This window comes from Acinetobacter sp. Swhac1 (genome assembly GCF_013390985.1).
Taxonomy (GTDB): domain Bacteria; phylum Pseudomonadota; class Gammaproteobacteria; order Pseudomonadales; family Moraxellaceae; genus Acinetobacter; species Acinetobacter towneri.
In genome coordinates, this window is the sequence record NZ_JACASN010000032.1 from 1 (window position 1) to 19,436 (window position 19,436).

18 protein-coding genes and 2 pseudogenes are annotated in these 19,436 nt (G+C 38.8%); 13 read left to right on the forward strand and 7 right to left on the reverse strand.

All coding sequences use genetic code 11. The annotated features are described in order from the left end of the window. Nucleotides 1-336: 336 nt before the first annotated feature. The 3 genes and pseudogenes from HX743_RS13510 (at nt 337) to HX743_RS13520 (ending at nt 1,943) form a co-directional block, all read left to right on the forward strand. Complete coding sequence (locus HX743_RS13510; RefSeq protein ID WP_026438543.1) at nt 337-735, forward strand: hypothetical protein; 399 nt, start codon at nt 337-339, stop codon at nt 733-735. A 478-nt stretch (nt 736-1,213) separates the two neighbouring features. Continuing rightward, nucleotides 1,214-1,336 (forward strand): annotated as a pseudogene (locus tag HX743_RS13515) (IS3 family transposase); the annotation flags it as partial. Between the two features lie 262 nt (nt 1,337-1,598). Next, entirely contained in the window at nt 1,599-1,943 is a 345-nt protein-coding gene (locus HX743_RS13520) for a hypothetical protein (protein WP_004871193.1), read from the forward strand. A 285-nt stretch (nt 1,944-2,228) separates the two neighbouring features. Here HX743_RS13520 and HX743_RS13525 read toward each other — a convergent pair whose 3' ends face one another. Both HX743_RS13525 and HX743_RS13530 read right to left on the reverse strand, forming a co-directional pair. Further along, nucleotides 2,229-3,533, reverse strand: a complete 1,305-nt coding sequence (locus tag HX743_RS13525) for a Y-family DNA polymerase (RefSeq protein WP_178319473.1) — start codon at nt 3,531-3,533, stop codon at nt 2,229-2,231. Nucleotides 3,534-3,548: 15 nt separating this feature from the next. Further along, nucleotides 3,549-4,127, reverse strand: coding sequence for a LexA family transcriptional regulator (locus HX743_RS13530; RefSeq protein WP_178319474.1), 579 nt, complete (start codon nt 4,125-4,127; stop codon nt 3,549-3,551). Nucleotides 4,128-4,289: 162 nt separating this feature from the next. Between HX743_RS13530 and HX743_RS13535 the strand changes: the two genes are divergently transcribed. From HX743_RS13535 to HX743_RS13555, 5 genes are all read left to right on the forward strand, one after another. Beyond that, entirely contained in the window at nt 4,290-5,837 is a 1,548-nt protein-coding gene (locus HX743_RS13535) for a class I SAM-dependent DNA methyltransferase (protein ID WP_178319475.1), read from the forward strand. Beyond that, nucleotides 5,834-7,093, forward strand: coding sequence for a restriction endonuclease subunit S (locus HX743_RS13540; protein WP_178319476.1), 1,260 nt, complete (start codon nt 5,834-5,836; stop codon nt 7,091-7,093). The genes HX743_RS13535 and HX743_RS13540 overlap by 4 nt, the downstream gene beginning before the upstream one ends. 53 nt (nt 7,094-7,146) lie before the next feature. Further along, a complete protein-coding gene (locus tag HX743_RS13545; RefSeq protein ID WP_178319477.1) occupies nt 7,147-7,686 on the forward strand; it encodes a DUF2939 domain-containing protein in 540 nt (179 codons plus the stop codon). Nucleotides 7,687-7,714: 28 nt separating this feature from the next. Beyond that, on the forward strand, nt 7,715-8,191 hold the full coding sequence (locus HX743_RS13550; protein ID WP_178319478.1) for a hypothetical protein: 477 nt from the start codon (nt 7,715-7,717) through the stop codon (nt 8,189-8,191). Nucleotides 8,192-8,274: 83 nt separating this feature from the next. Continuing rightward, on the forward strand, nt 8,275-11,508 hold the full coding sequence (locus HX743_RS13555; protein WP_214129023.1) for a type I restriction endonuclease subunit R: 3,234 nt from the start codon (nt 8,275-8,277) through the stop codon (nt 11,506-11,508). Between the two features lie 70 nt (nt 11,509-11,578). Here HX743_RS13555 and HX743_RS13560 read toward each other — a convergent pair. Further along, nucleotides 11,579-11,851: pseudogene (locus HX743_RS13560) on the reverse strand (hypothetical protein); the annotation flags it as partial. A 195-nt stretch (nt 11,852-12,046) separates the two neighbouring features. Here HX743_RS13560 and HX743_RS13565 point away from each other — a divergent pair. Further along, entirely contained in the window at nt 12,047-12,361 is a 315-nt protein-coding gene (locus tag HX743_RS13565; RefSeq protein WP_178319480.1) for a BrnA antitoxin family protein, read from the forward strand. 48 nt (nt 12,362-12,409) lie between these two features. Here the strand turns inward: HX743_RS13565 and HX743_RS13570 are convergent, their stop codons facing one another. From HX743_RS13570 to HX743_RS13580, 3 genes are all read right to left on the reverse strand, one after another. Next, nucleotides 12,410-13,516 (reverse strand): ImmA/IrrE family metallo-endopeptidase, encoded by a 1,107-nt coding sequence (locus HX743_RS13570; RefSeq protein ID WP_178319481.1) that lies wholly within the window; start codon nt 13,514-13,516, stop codon nt 12,410-12,412. A 12-nt stretch (nt 13,517-13,528) separates the two neighbouring features. Then, nucleotides 13,529-14,239 carry a hypothetical protein gene (locus HX743_RS13575; RefSeq protein ID WP_178319482.1) on the reverse strand — a complete coding sequence of 237 codons (711 nt, stop codon included), beginning with the start codon at nt 14,237-14,239 and terminating at the stop codon, nt 13,529-13,531. A gap of 390 nt (nt 14,240-14,629) precedes the next feature. Further along, nucleotides 14,630-14,854, reverse strand: a complete 225-nt coding sequence (locus HX743_RS13580) for a helix-turn-helix transcriptional regulator (RefSeq protein WP_004676219.1) — start codon at nt 14,852-14,854, stop codon at nt 14,630-14,632. 149 nt (nt 14,855-15,003) lie between these two features. On the opposite strand from HX743_RS13580, the gene HX743_RS13585 reads away from it, so the two are divergent. Next, the gene (locus HX743_RS13585; RefSeq protein ID WP_004776736.1) at nt 15,004-15,249 is read left to right on the forward strand and encodes a hypothetical protein; all 246 of its coding nucleotides are present in this window, start codon (nt 15,004-15,006) and stop codon (nt 15,247-15,249) included. Between the two features lie 1,107 nt (nt 15,250-16,356). Then, complete coding sequence (locus tag HX743_RS13590) at nt 16,357-16,521, forward strand: transposase (RefSeq protein ID WP_081401805.1); 165 nt, start codon at nt 16,357-16,359, stop codon at nt 16,519-16,521. Nucleotides 16,522-16,863: 342 nt separating this feature from the next. Here the strand turns inward: HX743_RS13590 and repM are convergent, their stop codons facing one another. Then, on the reverse strand, nt 16,864-17,811 hold the full coding sequence (gene repM / locus HX743_RS13595; RefSeq protein WP_214129024.1) for a replication initiation protein RepM: 948 nt from the start codon (nt 17,809-17,811) through the stop codon (nt 16,864-16,866). Between the two features lie 500 nt (nt 17,812-18,311). On the opposite strand from repM, the gene HX743_RS13600 reads away from it, so the two are divergent. Together HX743_RS13600 and HX743_RS13605 are read left to right on the forward strand one after the other, a co-directional pair. Further along, a complete protein-coding gene (locus HX743_RS13600) occupies nt 18,312-18,950 on the forward strand; it encodes an AAA family ATPase (protein WP_004897614.1) in 639 nt (212 codons plus the stop codon). A gap of 2 nt (nt 18,951-18,952) precedes the next feature. After that, nucleotides 18,953-19,252: a hypothetical protein gene (locus tag HX743_RS13605; RefSeq protein ID WP_004778793.1), complete on the forward strand. Its 300-nt coding sequence runs from the start codon at nt 18,953-18,955 to the stop codon at nt 19,250-19,252. Nucleotides 19,253-19,436: the final 184 nt, after the last annotated feature.

The following is a 19,436-nucleotide window of genomic DNA, read 5'->3' on the forward strand; positions in this document are numbered from 1 at the left end:
TTTCCCTTTGTTACCTTGAGCACAACGTACTTTGCGAATACCACCGCCATTCTTGATTAGGTCACCTCTATCAGGCTGTACCAAAAGATCTTGCTGAAGTTGACGATATTCCTCATCAGATACAAGGTCTTTAATTTGCTTGGTAAAGATGCTGGTTTCAATAAATAACATGGACTCTTTATACGTCAATGGCGTATTTGAATTTTAGCAGTTTCCATAACAAAAAACGAGAGCTGGTAGATCTCTGTTATTCGTATAACGCCCATTATGTTAAATAGACTAAGACTTTGTTGAAATTTCTTTTATAATAAATGAAAATTTAGGGCATTTAATATAATGAAATTACTAAGCTTTATACTGTTATTCGTTAGTTGTAGTTGTTTTGCTTTATCTAGTGAAGAATTTGATAAACAGTATCAAAATTTAAATGGTGAACTCAATAAAGCCGTAATTAATAATATGATCTATTCGAAGGATTATGATGATAAAAAAATTCCATTGTCAGAAAAAATAGAATCTAAAAGTAAGTGGTGTGACTTAACCAAAACTAGAATAAATTTATTAGATTTTGTGATTCAGAATTTTTCTTCTTATAAAGAATGGGTGAAAAAAAACAATCTTGATGATGATTCTAGTTTGGATGATTTTAATAAATTCTATGAAAATCAACAAAAATCATATATTGGTTGTATGGCGGGTCTTGAAGAATTAAAGATGGGTCAAAAGATCGATTAAATTAGAAAAACTAAATTAACATAATACACCTTATATGTAATGCAAATTTTTATTTCATATAAATCATAGTCTTATCGTATAGTAAAAAGCCCAACTGTGCTCAGTTGGGCTTTTTTGTTGATTTTTCATGTTCCACGCCTAATATTTAAACAATGTTTCACAAGTTTGATTAGCTCAGTTGAATAGTTAGGATACATCCCCTTTCTCTTCTTAGCATCCATTATTGTGGCTAGGATCGAAGAGATCAAAACAGATAAAAAAACAGCCCTTAAAGAGCTGTTTTTTTTGGTGGTTGAAAGCCATTCTCTAAGAGTATCGGATAAACTTTCTTGAAAAAATTTTCTTGTAAAAGCATATCAGCAAGTGCAGCTCCAAAGGCCTCAAAAGTATCACTAGGAAGCTTTTGAGCGTATTCGGTTTGTATCCTTTGAACCTTACCTGGTTTGTCGGAGAGTCAATATTCTGAGAGACTATTCCGATGAAAAAACTAAACTATACCCCCGAAATCAGAGAAAGAGCGGTTCAACTTGTGATTGAATCTGAAAAAGATTATCCATCGAATTGGGCAGCAGTTTCCGCAATTGCTCCAAAGTTAACATGTTGAGCAGTCCAAAATGACCGCTATATTAACCAAGTAGGGCATTTTTACACTGCCGCTAACATCAAACCTTATGATCTTCGTTATTCGATGCTGTAACATCTTATAACTGCGTACCGCCAAATCTAAAGCCCGCTTGACAAACGTCAGAGCGGGATTTTTTAATTTTTGTTTATTAAAACATATACTTATTGACTTATGCCATGTTCTAGATATATATTAAATATAAATGTTAATAATTATTTAATTTAAAATGAAGAAGTTAATGAAAAATATTGCGGTGATTCTGGGGTTTGGTTTAATCGGTCTTACTACAACAGCAAACGCCCAATATCCAAAAACGAAAGCACCTGGCGAAATCTGTTATTATTTTAATTCACAAGGCTTGCTTGGAGAGTGGAACGAAGAATTATTGGTTTCTAAAAAGAAATTAACTGATAAACAAGCTGCTGCTTATATGCAGAAAAATCACGGCATGTCCGATATCTATGATATAGAGGTATTGCCAGAAGATGAGTGTGATGCTGCTGTTGTAAGTTACAGCTTTGAGCCAGGCTTCCTGTTCTATTATAAAGAGCCTAAACCTCAAAAAGTTAAAATTAAAAAATAGCAAAAAAACCTCTCGTTGCTATAGGGACTGGTATGATCATTACGGCTGTCATACGACAGTTTTAGGGATAAGCTCTTGCAATTGATTTGATAAAGCCCAACACACAAGCGTTGGGCTTTTATGATTTATCAACAGGATTATTAAAGTGTCCAACTTGGATGAGAATCGATGTTCAAGTAGTTGTTGATTTTGCACTTCAGTTAAGTAGTTGTGAATTTCAACTATTTTGAAATCAATATACAACTATTGTAAAACCAAAACGAAATCAATTTATATGCAGGACAATCACTTTATACAAAGCAGTTGATCCCACTTAAAGTAGTTCTGTGTTAGCCGATCTCGTGACATATTCCATGTTCTGTTCGGCATTAAACTCGCGCCCAAGGCAATCTTGGTTTTGCCATACTTAAGATGAATCGCTTCAAGGGAATCCATCAAGGCATTGCTGACTTCGATGTGTTTCATATCAGTGAACATGTCATACACATGGTTTTCCTTTGGTTCGAGACACGTCAGAATCACGCCGCATTTCTTGAATGCTATATCATTTGCATACAGGCCATCAATCATCGTTGTAGCGAGTTTAGAGAGCACTAATAAGTTGTCGGTAGGTTCTGGTAAAGCTAATGATAAAGACTTGTTGTAGAAGGGCTTTGAGCTATCAAATGGGTTTGATTGAACGAAACCAATCAGACAACCACACAACAAATTATCATCTCTCAGTCTGCTAACCGCATCCATAACATACAAGGAAATGGCTTCTTTAAGATCATCAATGTGGTAGATGCGTTGACCAAAAGAACGACTCGCAATGATCTGCTTCTTTGCAGGTGGCGTATGTTCCAATTCAATGCAAGCAATTCCATGGAGTTCCAATAAGGTTCTGTGCATCACTACAGAGAATTGATCTCGGATCATCAGAGGGGAAGCCAAGACAAAATCCATCACTGAATGAATCCCCAAGCTGTTGAGCTTCTTCGTATACTTTCGACCAATGCCCCATACTTCACTTACATCAATTGCTTGATAGACGCTCTCGGCTGAGCATGGATCCATTGAAACCAAGTTGCATACGCCATTGAAGTAATCGTTCTTCTTGGCAATATGGTTTGCGAGTTTCGCTTCTGTCTTTGAGCGTCCTATGCCAATACATACAGGTAAACCAAGCCAAGAAAACAAACGCTGACGAATCTGATGAGCATATTCAGTCAAGTCGTAATTCCCTGCATGAGCTGTCAGATCCAGAAAGCACTCATCAATAGAGTAAATCTCTTGCTCTTTGGGAGATACAAAATCGGCTAGGATTTTCATGAATCTGCGAGACATCTCTGCATACAGTGCATAGTTGCTCGATAGCACCTGTACCTGATGCTGTTCGACGATGTCCTTAATCTGGAAGAGAGGAACACCCATCTTGATGCCCAAGTCTTTGGCTTCTTGGGAACGTGCCACAGCACAGCCATCATTGTTGGATAGCACAATGACAGGCTTTTTGTTCAGACTAGGGTTGAAGACACGTTCACAACTGACATAGCAATTATTGATGTCTACAAGTGCATAGATCTTCTGGTGAGCTACTTGCATGAGCATGAAACCAATCAAGTATTAACGCTTTCTGAATGGCTTGATGACAAAAGTCACTACACCCCAAATTAGCATTTCCTGCCCATCTTGCAGATGAATGTCGGAATACTCAGGGTTCTCTGCTTTAAGCCAACGATTATCATCACCTTCGATCATGAGGCGTTTTACAGTGAACTCGTTGTCTATTAGTGCAATTACGATGTCTTCATGCTTGGCTTCAATGCTGCGGTCTACAACCAGTTCATCGTCAATGTCGATACCCGCATCTCTCATCGAAAGCGATGCGACCTTCACAATGAAGGTTGCAGCCTCGTTTTTGATGAGGTGTTCATTCATATCCAAGGTTTTGTCTATGTAATCCTGAGCAGGAGAAGGGAAGCCAGCCGCAATCTTTTCTGAAGCCAAGGGAATATGCATGGAGATAGATGGATCTACAAGAGTGATTGAAGCGACATCATTGAATCTGGCTTCATTGGATTTGGCCAAGTAGTTCTTAATCTCAATGACACGAGATTCCGGCACACGTACAACCTTTGTTGGTTCGTCGTACAAAGACTTTCTTCCGGCACCGTCTCTACTACCTCCACGTTGTCCAACCATACAATTCACTCCCCAACATTTGAATATGTAACATAATCAAATGATATGGGATGAGCTTAATCGAAGACAATGAAATTACGATGAATGGTTACACACGTACTCAATATTGGTTACTATTCATCTAATTAAAACTAGATAAGCTATTCATTACAGGTTGATTTTATGGCTCGTGCTCCAAAGCAAACAAAACAAGAACCCTTAGAGGTTGTGTTATGGAAGACTGCAGACAAACTTCGCAAGAACATTGATGCTGCAGAGTACAAGCATGTAGTCCTTGGTTTGATCTTCCTCAAATACATCAGCGACACTTTTGAAGCGCACTACAATTTACTGGTTTCAGGTGAAGGTGAGTTTGATGGAGCAGATCCTGAAGATCGTGATGAATACACGGCATACAACGTATTCTTCGTACCAGAGAATGCACGTTGGTCTTACCTGTTAAACCAAGCCAAACAGCCTAACATTGGCAAGCTCGTCGATGATGCAATGGAAGCCATCGAGAATGACAACCCTCAATTAAAGGGTGTACTTCCTAAAGTCTATGCACGTCAGAATCTCGATCCTACGAGCCTAGGAGAGCTGATTGACCTGATTGGTAACATTGCCCTAGGTGATGCGAAATCGCGCTCTGCTGACGTTCTAGGGCACGTATTTGAATACTTCCTGGGTGAGTTCGCTTTAGCTGAAGGCAAGCAAGGTGGGCAGTTCTACACGCCTAAATCCATTGTGAGCCTATTGGTAAATATGCTTGAACCATACAAAGGACGTGTATTCGATCCTTGCTGTGGTTCGGGTGGTATGTTCGTTCAGTCTGAGAAGTTCGTAGAATCACATCAGGGCTTGGTAGATGACATTTCCATCTATGGTCAAGAAAGTAACCAGACCACTTGGCGTTTGGCCAAGATGAACCTGGCAATTCGTGGCATTAACTCAGAGCATGTGAAATGGAACTCTGAGGGTTCATTCCTGAATGACGCACACAAAGATCTAAAAGCCGATTACATCATTGCCAACCCACCATTCAACGTCTCTGACTGGAGTGGTGAACAGTTGGTTGGTGATGCTCGTTGGTCATTGGGAACACCACCTGCAGGTAATGCCAACTTCGCATGGATGCAACACTTCTTGTATCACATGAGTCCTAAAGGTCAGGCAGGTGTAGTCCTTGCGAAAGGTGCGCTTACTTCTAAGACCAGTGGTGAGGGTGAGATTCGTAAAGCCTTGGTTTCTGAAGCCAATGTCATTGACTGTATTGTGAACCTACCTGCCAAGCTGTTCCTGAACACACAGATTCCTGCTGCTTTATGGTTTATGCGTCGTGATCGTGTGGGTTCAACTAAGTACAAAGACCGCAGCAATGAGATTCTGTTCATTGATGCTCGTAACTTAGGGCATCTCATTAACCGCAGAACCAAAGTCCTGTCTGATGAAGACATTAAGCTGATCACGGACACTTACCACAATTGGCGTAACCAAGACGGTGAGTATGAGGATGTTGCAGGCTTCTGTGCATCTGTACCGCTTGAGAAAGTGGCTGAGCTTGACTATGTACTCACCCCAGGTCGTTATGTTGGTTTAGCGGATGATGAAGATGAGTTCGACTTTAAGGAACGCTTTACGAGCTTAAAGGCAGAGTTTAAGGCACAGCTTGCAGAGGAAGCGAAGCTCAATCAAGCGATTGCTGAGAACTTGGCAAAGGTGATTGTATGAGTTCAGTCTATGGATTGAATGTACCTAACGATTGGGAAGTCGTAGCATTAGATCAAATTAAATCCGATGAAAAGAAAGCACTAATATCAGGACCATTTGGATCAAACATTAGTGCAAAGTATTTCACACCAACAGGTGTTCCTGTAATTAGAGGGAATAATCTGTCTTTGGATGTATTTACAAGGTTCAAAGAGAATGGATTTGTATTCGTAAGTCCTGAAAAGGCAGATGAATTAGGTACATGGGCTCAAGCAGACGACATCATTTTTACTGCTGTAGGAACACTTGGACAAATTGGTCTTCTTTCAGATAACCAAGATTATCCTCGTTACATCATTTCTAATAAGCAGATTCGACTAAGGCTTAATCAGGAAAAAGTGACTCCTCAATTTGTTTACTACTGGTTAGCAAGCGATTTGATGCAAGAGGTCATTGAACAGCGGAATACGGGTTCTTCAGTTCCACTAATTAACTTGGGAGTAGTTAAGAATCTACTAATACCTCTGCCCCCTCTCCCAGTACAAAAAGCCATAGCCTCAGTCCTCTCATCATTAGATGACAAGATTGACCTACTGCATCGTCAGAACAAGACCTTGGAAGCCATGGCTGAAACACTGTTTCGTCAATGGTTTATTGAGGAAGCGAAAGAGGATTGGGAAGAGAAAACGATAGGTGACATCTTTACCATTAAGGGCGGTGGAACACCTAGTACTAAAGAGCCAAGCTATTGGGATGGTAGTATTGCATGGACATCACCTCGAGACCTTTCAACTGCTAAGTCTTTGTATATGTTTTCAACTGAGCGAACAATTACTGAATTAGGCTTAACAAAGGTCAGCTCCGGGTTATTACCAGTTGGTACATTGCTCATGTCATCTCGTGCTCCTATTGGCTATTTAGCATTAACTGACATAGAGGTTGCTGTAAACCAAGGATATATTGCAATTCTTAAGCATGATTTGTACAGCAATGAGTTCATGTACTTGTGGTGTAAAGCCAATATGGAGTTGATCAAAAATTCAGGTAATGGTTCAGTGTTTCAAGAAATTTCCAAAGCAAGTTTTAGGGAACTTCCATTTGTTTGCCCACCTGAGTCTCTGTTAAAGAGATTCAATGGCTACTGTATCAATTGGTTTAGCAAAATTAAGCTAAATGCAAAGCAAATCCAAACACTAGAAAACCTAAGAGACACGCTTCTACCAAAACTCATGAGTGGTGAAGTCAGAGTCCAATACCAAACAGAAGAAGTTGCATAACATTGAGGTGAAGTCATTTGATGGCTTCATCTTTTTTACATTCAGGGGTAAACATGAATAAGAAGTTGATAGGGGTTTTAATAGCAATCGTAGTCGTGATCTGTGGCTATTTGTATGCTTCACCATACCTTGCCATCAATAGCATTAAGAAAGCAGCACAGGCAGGTGACAGCGAAACTGTGTCGAAGTACATCGACTATCCAAGTGTTCGTCAGAGCTTCAAAGACCAAATGAATGCCAAGATGGCTAAAGAGCTGATGAATCAAGACAATGATGGCTTTGCAGCATTAGGTGCAATGATTGCTTCTACCATGGTCGATAAGATGATTGATGGCTTTGTCACACCTGAAGGGATGACTCTAATGCTACAAGGCAAAGACCTAAAGCAATCAGCACAGCAGTCAATGGGTGGGCAAGATTCATCAAACCAAGAAAATGAAGAACCTAAGCCAGAATATGAAGCGGGCTATACCTCAATGAATGACTTTGAGGTGGTCATTAAAGACCAAGACCAATCCAAAGACGTCAAAGTATTCATGGTTCGTGATGGCTTGAGTTGGAAAATTCACAAAATCGCTGTGCCGATGGATTAAGTAAAAGAGAACAAAGAGGAAAAACAGAATGATAAAGCGCATGATTCAAATGGGATTTGGCTTGATTGCTGTAGTTAGCTTTGCTGCAACCGTTCAAGCAGCACCGGCTAAATTCAATCATAGCGGCATACAAAAAGGTAAAGTCATAGAAACCTGTTATCACTCTCCTTGCTCAGTGGCTAAGTTTGTCTCTTACAAACAACTGAACAAGACTGCGACAGAATCCAAGATTCAAGTCACCTTGCTGGGCGGTAGTCGTGAGTGGGAAGCCAAGAAAATTGACTGGAACAGATCTCCACATAAAGTCACTGTGAGTTGCTCATACCAACGACCAACAGTTCAGATAGGTTCACAAAAGACTCTGATTCCACTCAATGATGGTTTAGGTGTTCCTGGAGTACTGATGGTTGATGCTGAACTCTATCTCTATGCTTGCCATAAGTTTGAGGGCTCTATTGATAAAGCTGTGCAGAAGTATGGCTATAACGTGCAGGACGATGAATAAGGTTTCTCAGCTTTACATCAGATAACAATTAATGAGTCCAGGTTATATGGACAAGTTTAGGGGGAAGTAATCAAGTGACTAAGATGACCGAATCAGATATTGAGCTGATGGCGATAGAGCAACTGGAGGGAATGGGCTATACCTATGTGTATGGTCCTGAGATTGAATCCAAGGGAAGCAATCCTCTGCGAAGCTATAAGCAGGTCATCTTAGAAGCCAAAGTGCTTGAAGCATTACAACGTCTAAATCCTCATTTGAGCGAAGACAAATGCCTTGAAGCACTGAAGCAAGTCACCAATCTGCACTCCCCTGATATGCTCAGTAACAACCAAGCATTTCATCGCTTGTTGACCGAAGGGGTAAACATTGAAGTCAGTAAAGATGGCAACACTCAAGGTGAATATGCTTGGCTGATCGACTTCGACAACCCAACCAATAACGAGTTTCTAGTCATCAACCAAGTCACCATCAAAGAAGATCGTTGGACAAGACGACCAGACCTGATCCTGTATGTGAATGGCTTACCATTGGTAGTCATTGAACTCAAGAACGCTACTGATGAAAATGCTACTGTAGATGGCGCATATAAGCAGATCCAGACTTATCAAAGCCAAATCCCTAGTCTGTTCACCTACAATGCCTTTAACGTCATCTCTGATGGTTTAGAGGCGAAAGCAGGGACTGTCTCAGCAGACCTGAGTCGTTACATGGCGTGGAAGACTTCTAATGGTCAAACCAAAGCAAAGAATACGCAGGCACAGCTAGAAGTCTTAATTCATGGTTTGCTCAATCCAGTCACCTTACTGGACATGATTAGGCACTTCATTGTGTTTGAATCCAACAAACAAGAAGATGCCAATGGCTTGATCACCATTAAAACCATCAAAAAGATGGCTGCATATCATCAGTACTATGCAGTGAATGCAGCAGTCCTCTCTACTATTCGTGCATCTGCAGTGAACTCGGACTCGAAATCTGCAGAAGTCGCAATGCAGCATCAAGGTAGAAGCAAGCTCGAACTTGTGCAACAACAAGCAGTAGGTGACAAGAAGGCAGGTGTTGTTTGGCATACACAAGGCTCAGGCAAGTCTCTGTCCATGGTTTTCTATACAGGTAAGATTGTCTTGGCTTTGGATAATCCAACTGTTGTTGTGATTACAGACCGTAATGACTTAGATGACCAACTGTTTGGAACCTTTGCAGCATCAAGCCAACTACTCAGACAAACACCGAAGCAAGCAGAGAATAGAGATGAGCTCAAAGAACTGCTGAAGGTGGGTTCAGGTGGGGTGATCTTCACCACTATCCAGAAGTTCCAACCTGATGATGGTGGCAGTGTCTATGAGCAACTCTCAGACCGAACCAATATTGTCGTAATAGCAGACGAAGCACATCGTTCTCAGTATGGCTTCAATGCAAAAGAGGTCGATGTCAAAGACGAGAATGGCAAGGTTGTCGGTAAGCGGACAGTCTATGGTTTTGCCAAGTACATGCGTGATGCTTTACCGAATGCCACTTACCTTGGCTTCACAGGAACACCTATTGAGAAGACTGACGTCAACACGCCTGCAGTCTTTGGTAACTATGTGGACATCTATGACATCTCACAAGCAGTTGAAGATGGTGCAACGGTTCGGATTTTCTATGAAAGCCGGTTGGCCAAGATTGCCATCAGTGAGGAAGGCAAAGAACTGATTGAGGACTTTGACGACCAATTCACCGAAGACGATCTAAACCAGACACAAAAAGAGCGAGCGAAGTGGGCAAGAGTCGAAGGACTTATTGGTAGTAAAGAGCGTATCAAAACCATTGCCAAAGACATCGTAGAACACTTTGAGCAGCGTCTAAAAGCCAATGCAAACCAAGGTAAAGGCATGATTGTCAGCATGTCTCGTAGGATTGCGGTAGACCTCTACAACGAGATTGTAGCAATCAAACCAGAATGGCACAGCGATGACTTGCATGATGGTGTAATCAAGGTGGTGATGACCTCATCTGCTTCGGATGGTGAAGAAATTGCCAAGCACCATACGACCAAGCAGCAGCGTCAAATTCTGGCCAATCGCATGAAGGACAATGATGACAAGCTGAAGCTCGTGATTGTTCGTGATATGTGGCTGACTGGTTTCGATGCACCGAGTATGCACACGCTCTACATCGACAAGCCAATGAAAGGTCATAACCTCATGCAAGCCATTGCCCGCGTCAACCGTGTCTACAAAGACAAGATCGGTGGGCTGGTGGTGGACTATCTCGGCATTGCCTCCGACCTGAAAGAAGCCCTCGCCTTCTATTCGGAAGCTGGCGGCAAGGGTGAACCGGCATTAGTACAAGACGAAGCGGTCACCATCCTGCAAGAGAAGCTGGAAGTGCTGGATGGCATCATGCATGGCTTCAATTACAGGGAATATTTCACGGCCAATACCTCGCGCAAGCTGACCATCATCCTGGAAGCTGAAGAGCATGTACTGGGTATCGACCAAGGGCAAGGCAAGACCCGCTTCCTCAATGCAGTCTCTGCCATGTCGCAAGCCTTTGCTCTGGCAACACCGCATCCAACCGCCATGGAAGCTGCCCCTGAAGTTGCTTTCTTTCAGGCACTCAAAGCCCGTCTAATCAAGTTTAGTGATGGTTCAGGCAAAGTCTCCGGCATGAGCAATGCTGAACTGGAAGCCAAGGTCAAACAGACCATTGATCAGGCATTGGTGACTGAACAGGTGGTCGACATCTTTGATGCTGCAGGTATCCAGAAGCCAGACATCTCCATTCTCTCTGATGAGTTCATGCAGGAGATGAAAGGCTATAAGCACAAGAACATTGCCCTAGAGACCCTCAAGAAGCTCTTAGGCGATGAGATCAAGATGCGAGAGCAGCGCAGTGTCACGCAAGGTAAAAAGCTCATGGAGATGCTGAGCTCTGCGATCAAGGGCTATCAGAACAAGGTACTGACTGCAGCCGAAGTGATTGATGAACTCATCAAGTTGGCTAAGGCAATCCAAGAGTCAGACAAAATGGCAGAGGAACTCAACCTGACTGAATATGAATATGCGTTCTATTCAGCAGTTGCAGACAATGACAGTGCTAGAGAGTTGATGCAAAAGGATATTCTTAGAGAGCTTGCAGTTGTCCTCACAGACTCGATTCGTAAGAATGTAACCTTGGATTGGACTGTTAAGGAATCTGCGAGAGCGAAACTCAGAGTTATTGTGAAACGATTACTCAAGAAGTATGGCTACCCACCTGATATGGCTTTGCTTGCAACAGAGACTGTCTTGGAACAGGCAGAGCAGTTGGCAGATGAGTTATCTGCCGCTTAATTCTTTGCAATCAAATTGAAATTATTACAAAACTAGATTAGTTCTACATAACAACTAATCTAGTTGCATATCATACCTCTAGGCCTAACTCTTTGAGAACACCAGCATACTTTCTGACAAACTCGACATCTTGTAGTTCAATCAGAAGCCTTTTCTCTAGATCAGCATAGCTTTCCCCTACTGCAGCTTTTTTGCTTGCAAATGGATCATGGTGAGCTAGCTTGTTGGCAAAGAATTGAATCTGTTTATCTGTCAATTTCTTAGGTTTATTATGCGTAATTGCATCCACAGGTTGCTTAGGTTTGAATGAAAAAGAGAAACCACTAATTACTCGACCTGTTTTTTAGATTGGTTCGATAAAAAGCGTGTACACAGTGCACTGGGTTATGTATCGCCTTTTGAGTTTGAAGCAATGTACTATGATAAGATTAACCCGTTAGGTCAGGTGGCCTAACTTAAATAAAAAAGTCTCCGACAAACCCGGTACGGTTCAGAATTATTAGTGCAAGACAGGTAACAAAAGCGGAGCGAGATAAATATGAGCATGGTTAGACATTCACGCAAAGAACTGAATGAAAAATTCAGCGACAAGCAAGATGCTGAAATTGAACGCTTGCTTGCTAAGGGAACGGTTCCTGACGATCAGCCAGATCTCTCAGATATTCCTGAAGTTGCCGACTGGAGTAATGCTGTACGTCATAATCAATTCTATCGTCCAGTGAAGCAACAAACATCTATTCGTTTAGACGCTGACGTACTTGCATGGTTCAAAGCACAAGGTAAAGGTTATCAGACACGTATGAATGAAATCTTGCGGGATGCCATGCTAAAAGAATTAAAAAATCATCAATAAAAATGGGAGCTTAAGCTCCCATTTTTATTAAGTTAATATCAATTTAAATTAATCGACTAGATATAACTTGTGTTTTTTCTTTGGTAGCTCAACTTTTTCTAAAGTATCAAATGTTAACTGATTAAAATCTTTTTCAGAAATTCCAATCTCGTCAAGCATTTGATTCTTATCGAATTTTTCTTGTGAAGCTAAAACAGACATAATCTTGGGTAACATGAGACTCTCATCACGGTGAGTTTCCTCAGGTTCATTAATGTTGTAACCCAATGAGTTAATCTTAATAGAATTACTACGATTAACCCAGTCACTAATTAGTCCAAGCTTATGAGCTTTGTAGTTAATGGATTTTAGAGACGTTCGCCACACCTTCTTATACTCGATCATATTTTCGAGTGAAAGATAGCGTGGCGCAGTCGCAAAAAATGCATCTGTTGGCATTAAAAATTCAGAAGAGAATTGATCCGCTTCAGTTTCAAGAGCACGGTTATCTTTCTTGACACGAATTTTCTTATTATGCGTGTGCATAACAACATGGCCAAGTTCATGGGCACAATCAAAACGAGCTCTTTCCGCTGACTTAAATGTATTTAGAAATATGAAAGGACTACCACTTTCATCATCAAAAAAAGATAGCGCATCAATTTCTTTGATTTCTGTAGGCAATCTAAAAACACGTATTCCTTTTAGCTCACACAATGAAACTATATTATTAATGGGCTGACTACCTAAAGCCCATAAGCCCCTTAGCTCTGATGCTAGATGTTCAGCATATTTAGGCTCTCCCAAAAATTCAGTGATATCTAAATCTGGGCGCTGAAACTTAGGTAACATTACCTTTTGATTCAAGTATTTATTAATACTAATTGCTAAAAGTGTGTACGCCTCATTAGCTTTTCTATGTTGTGCCTTGATACGGGCAACAGATCTATAAAAGATCTGGTCTGTTTCATGTGGTTGTATTTCATTACTTGTAAAAAATGACTTAGGTAAATTTAATACGCGACATATATCATTTTGATCATTTTCACTGATTTCTTTTTCCACATCCAAAAGTTGCTTTACCTTAGAGATAGAGCAATTTAATTTGTCTGCGAAATCGGTATTGCTAAGGCCGCGTAACTCTTTAGCAATACGTAAACGATCTTTATTAAACACATTAACCTCAGATTAAATTACAAGCTGAATATCAAAATCATCAGGTTTAATTTCATCAGATGGTTCTAATACTGGCTTAGGATCAGCTTTCACAGGAAGTGTATTATCTATTTCGAAGGCGATTCTGCAAGTATGGTTACTAGGCAAAATAGAGATTTTTTGAGCTTTTGGATCCTGAACAAAACTGGTTGGATATGCAAACTCAAAAGGAATTGTCGGGATATCAGTACTGATATAAGCTGGATGAGATGCGGAAGGAAAATATAAGATCCATGTCCGTAATTTTGTCTCATCATCATAACTGGACTGGTTTTCCTTAATATTTTTTAAGGTCATAAACCCTTTCTTACAATGTGCTGATACAATTTGGTCAGCAATTCCTAAGGCAATGTTGCCACTCATAAAAATAATTTGTATTTTCTTCGCTGTATTTTCAATTCTTGGCTGACTGTCATTATGGAATACCCAATCAGGATCAGATTGTCGAAGCAGCAAAGCAAGTTGCTCTCCAATTTTTCCCCACCGTGCGATAAAGCGAGCGCGGTTATAGTAAGTATTTGTCCTAAATTCAGCATCACCAATCATGATGGCTTGTCTTACTAACTCAAGATCCGGTAATCCTAATAGTTTTGCTTTTGTGATTGCATCTTCGCCTTTGAAAAAGTCGCAGGGCGTGGGTTCAGAGGGTTGCATTGAGTCTTCATCAAGAAGATTTAAATTCATGAGATATATGTCCTAAAATAGCGAATGTCCATTTTATAACATCATTTGATGTTTTAAAAAAGACATTTAAAATATATTTTCTTATTAAAATTAAAAACTTTTAATCGAAACTCTAATTAGGAATATTTTCTAATTTTTAGGGGCTTTGTTGCATAAATATGTAAGCATCTGATTTAAATAAATTTAATTTTGGATCAAAAAAAATCAAAATTTTTAAAATCATATAGTTATGAAATCTTTGTGCAACAAAGCCCTCTGGTTCTCAAAACTCGAAATTTTATTTAAAAGTTTTATCGAGGTTTATAAGTCCCTGAAACGAAAAAAATGCCTGAACTTCAGGCATTTTTTACGTCATCACTAACAGCTTAAAACAATCAAAAAACGAGAGTCTTAGTCTTTTGAATACGACTTAATTTTTTCAAAAATAGGGTAAAAGTCTACACCCTCATCTTTCATGCTAGAAAGCAAATAAACCAGAACAGCGATATGTGTAGGTACTTTTCCGATCTTTTTATAGTTAGTTATGGAATTTGGGTTCATGTCCAATAAGGTAGCAAATTCCTTAATTGAAAGACCTGCTTTTCCCATAAGTCTTTGAAATTCTTCGTACGGCATGGTGATAAATACAATTTATTTGGATTAGAAGTATAACACAGACCATAAAATTACAAAAAACACATAAAAAATGTGACAAGCACATTTTTTATGTGTTATAAATAGCTTATCAACTAATCTATTTATCATCTCTATAGGAGAAACATACGATGTACTCATATCCTAATTCAAACACTGAAAAGAAAATTGCACTGATGATCATTAATGACTTTTTCATTCAAAAAGCACATGACCTCTGGATTTTTTTACAACTAGATCAGAGTTTTAACGATTATGAGGCCACGCTAATTTGGACTCGACGTTATTTAGAGGAACATCCAGAAGGTGAATACAGTGATATTCAAAAAGCTTTTCTTTCTTGTTTCCCAGAAAATTTCTTTAACTTTGACTATTAATTGATGAATAATCTTTCCTCTTTTGTAGCAGTTTAAATCAGAGTAAACGCTATAAAAGAGGAAAAATTGGTAGTGTTGCAAATAGCTTTTTAGCTAAAGGTTCAGTAGATGAATCCCTTCCATAGTCGGCATCATTCTTTGGGCTGTTCGCTAGTATTGTATGTATGGCAGTACAGGAAGAGTTTTCAATCGCATAACTCTCTTCAGCGTTTCATAAGATCATAAGTTGCGTAAGTTATGTAACTTTATAAATTTATATCTCTGATAGATCAGCCCCTGACGGTTCTTCTGGTCAGCTAGATCTTTAATTTTTCAGCACTGCATTTCATATATGGACAAATCCCTGACAAGAAATATAGGGAGAGTTTTCAATCTCATAACTCTCTTCAGCATTTCATAAGATCATAAGTTGCGTAAGTTATGTAACTTTATAAATTTATATCTCTGATAGATCAGCCCCTGACGGTTCTTCTGGTCAGCTAGATCTTTAATTTTTCAGCACTGCATTTCATATATGGACAAATCCCTGACAAGAAATATAGGGAGAGTTTTCAATCTCATAACTCTCTTCAGCATAGATCAGCCCCTGACGGTTCTTCTGGTCAGCTAGATCTTTAATTTTTCAGCACTGCATTTCATATATGGACAAATCCCTGACAAGAAATATAGGGAGAGTTTTCAATCTCATAACTCTCTTCAGCGTTTCATAAGATCATAAGTTGCGTAAGTTATGTAACTTTATAAATTTATATCTCTGATAGATCAGCCCCTGACGGTTCTTCTGGTCAGCTAGATCTTTAATTTTTCAGCACTGCATTTCATATATGGACAAATCCCTGACAAGAACGACAGGAAGTAGTTTCCCATCCCATAACTCTCTTGGAGGTTATATAAATTAAGGTTAAGTAAGTTAAGTAAGTTAAGTAAGTTAAGTAAGTTAAGTAAGTTAAGTAAGTTAAGTAAGTTAAGTAAGTTAAGTAAGTTAAGTAAGTTTAAAGCTTTATGTTCATTACAGATCAATCCCTGGCGGTTTATGTAATAGCTCCAGTTAAAACGGACACTTCTCAATTAAGACTTAGTCATAGCACTAGAATTAAGGAGTGTTCTATGGAACGTATTGAAGTTATTAAATCAGTTCAGTGTCGTCAGCGTTTTTCAGCTCACGAAAAAGCCCAATTTATTGCTATGACCATGCAACCAGGCTCATCTGTTTCTTCTCTAATCAGACTGTATGGCATTTCGCCAAATTTATTATGTAGGATGCTGGAGTAACTGCCGTGGAAACCAATGCGTAGGTCTTCAGTGTGATTGACTATAATTCGCTGTTAAAAATATCAAACAGCTTCAGTAAAGGTTTGGATGAAAAAGCGCAGAAGTTCTCAGGAATTGCTCAGGCAAAAAATACTTATCGCACATGCCATACTCTTTATTTGAAAGCACCCAAGAATCAAAATAGCTCATCATTTGAAGTCTATGATCTGTTGCAGTGAAGCTTGGGTCTACTCCTCACTTCAAATATTACAGTCTGCAAATTTAGCGTTATTCATTACCAGGGCAGACTAAATTTTTCCTGTAGGTTGGTAGCGTTCAAAATAAGAATTTCTATTATTCAGGTTACGATAACTTTTCTGATTTATATTTTTCTTTATAGCCCACTTTTAACAAATCAGAATAATACTTTTTTACCTTTTCAGGGTCGAGAAGTTCAAGTGAAATCCTTTCTTTAAACGCTTCGATCTCCTCGCCTACATTGGCATATTTTCCCCCGAATTCGGGATATTTGATAAGGTCACACAATTTTTGAGCGAAAAATATAGATTGTTTTGGTGTCAACTGATATGTCGGTTCCAGTACCTTATCACTAACAATTAAGGAAGCTTTTTGATTAAAAGAAAATTCGATATGTGTAATTGTTCTTCCTTCTTTTTTCTGCTCGTAACTAACGTCAATATCAGTAAGTTTATTAATTTGATCTATGGCAACCGTCAATACACGCTTTTTGAAATCACCCATGGTTTTATATTCATTTTCAAGTAGACCTAACTTATCACGCAATTCAACCATACTAATATATAGCTTACCTTTGCTACGCCATCTAATCAAAAGTTCATACAGCCGTATAGCGTATACGCTAGATAATTGAGAAATTTGCTTTAATTCATAACGGGTAAATTTTTCTTCAAGTTTTACAAAAAGCTGTAAAATATCAGGAGCAAAAATTAGTTGAGCGCATGCAGCTTCTTTAACATAGCCAACTTTTGATACCCAACGGCTTTTGTAGACCGCTTGCTTACCTGTAACAGGATCTATGGCCTTATAGGTGAGTCTACGTTCAAACAAGTTATCACACGCTCCCTGAAGAGCCTCATAGGCCGCTTGACGACCCAAATTAAAGTGCTTCATGTATTCAGATGCATGTATTGTTAGCAAGGTATCCGATGTAAGCTCTTTTTCAATTTCCCTAGCTGCAATAATCGCAACTAAAATTAAGCGTTGTTCAGACAAAGTCAACGCATAAGATGCTTCAATCAAGTTATTATCTTTATAAATTAGATTTGCCATATTGTGATTAGAGAAACAAATATCATTAATTGACATTAACACTTAATGACCATTAATGGAATATCTATAAACATCTTGCGAAAGTATGGGTAATACCCTAATTTTTGAATTGGCTAAGACCTTATTAAATGTAGCTTTAAGATGTTTAAATTTTGACCAACGCAAGAAGTCTTATCTATATCAGGAAAATGTCCATTTATGTCAGGAAAACGTCTATTTAAATAAAGGAAAATGTCCACTTATTGTCAGGAAAACGTCTATTTAAATAAAGGAAAATGTCCACTTATTGTCAGGAAAACGTCCATATGAATCCTCTGAGAACTAGACTACATAAGGCATACAAAGGTTCTATAAATATAAATTTAAAAATATATATAAAATTAAAAAAGAGCATTACTTGTGGATAACTTTATTTTTTAACTTTATTTTTCACAATAGTTGATTCAGGAGATTGAAACTTGTACATTGTTTTTAACGAAATTACGTAACTTACATAACTTATGATTATTTTAGTAGGTGGTGAAAAAGGCGGAGCTGGTAAAAGCTGCCTTGCACAAAACTTAGCGGTTTATTTACAAAAAAAGAATAGAGATGTTCTGCTTCTAGATGCAGATCCTCAAGGTACAACAACTGACTGGATTAAAGAACGTGATGAGAATGAGGATTTGAAAAATATCCCATCTGTACAAGCTTCAGGCAATATTCGTCAAGTTTTAAAAGATTTATCAAAAAGATATGAAGATATTATCATTGATGCTGGTGGGCAAGATTCAGAAGCATTGCGCTCTGCTATGACTATAGCAACACATATGCTATTGCCTTTTAGACCTAAACGTAGAGATCTAAAGACTTTGGATCATATGGAACAAGTATTAAAACTGGCACGAGCAGTGAATCCAGATTTGAATGCCAGAGCAATCATTACACAATGCCCAACATTACCGTCACAAGTACAGCGAATTTTAGATGCTAAAGAAGCCTGTGTATCGTTTGGAATAAAAGCCTTAGACCAAATCACGACAAACCGAAATGTTTATGATGATGCAGATGAAAATGGCTTATCTGTTTTTGAAGTAACAAGTGATCCAAAGGCAAAAGCAGAGATTGAAGGGATAGCTCAAGAGTTTTTAGGAGTGTAATTATGGCAGGTCTTAGCGGTTTAAAAAAGAAAACTGACGATCTTTCGGATCAAGATAAACTGGTTGAAAACTTTATATCTGGAGCTGATAAAAGAGTTAAGGACCTAGAAGTTTCACAAAAGAAATTCGTTCGTTGTACCTTTTCTTTAAATCAAGAATTAAGTGAGTTAATCGATGAGTTAATTATCAAAAGTAATAATGCTCGTGTTAACAGATCTAGTATTGTAAGAATAGCTTTAGAATCACTGGCAGAGCAGAATTTAGAAGATTTTAAGCAACTAGTTGATAAAAGTTTTAAATAAAATGAGAAGGGAACAGGTTATTTAATCTATAAGATTAAATAACATAACCTCATAACCTCATAACCTCATAACCTCATAACCTCATAACCTCATAACCTCATAACCTCATAACCTCATAACCTCATAACCTCATAACCTCATAACCTCATAACCTCATAACCTCATAACCTCATAACCTCATAAC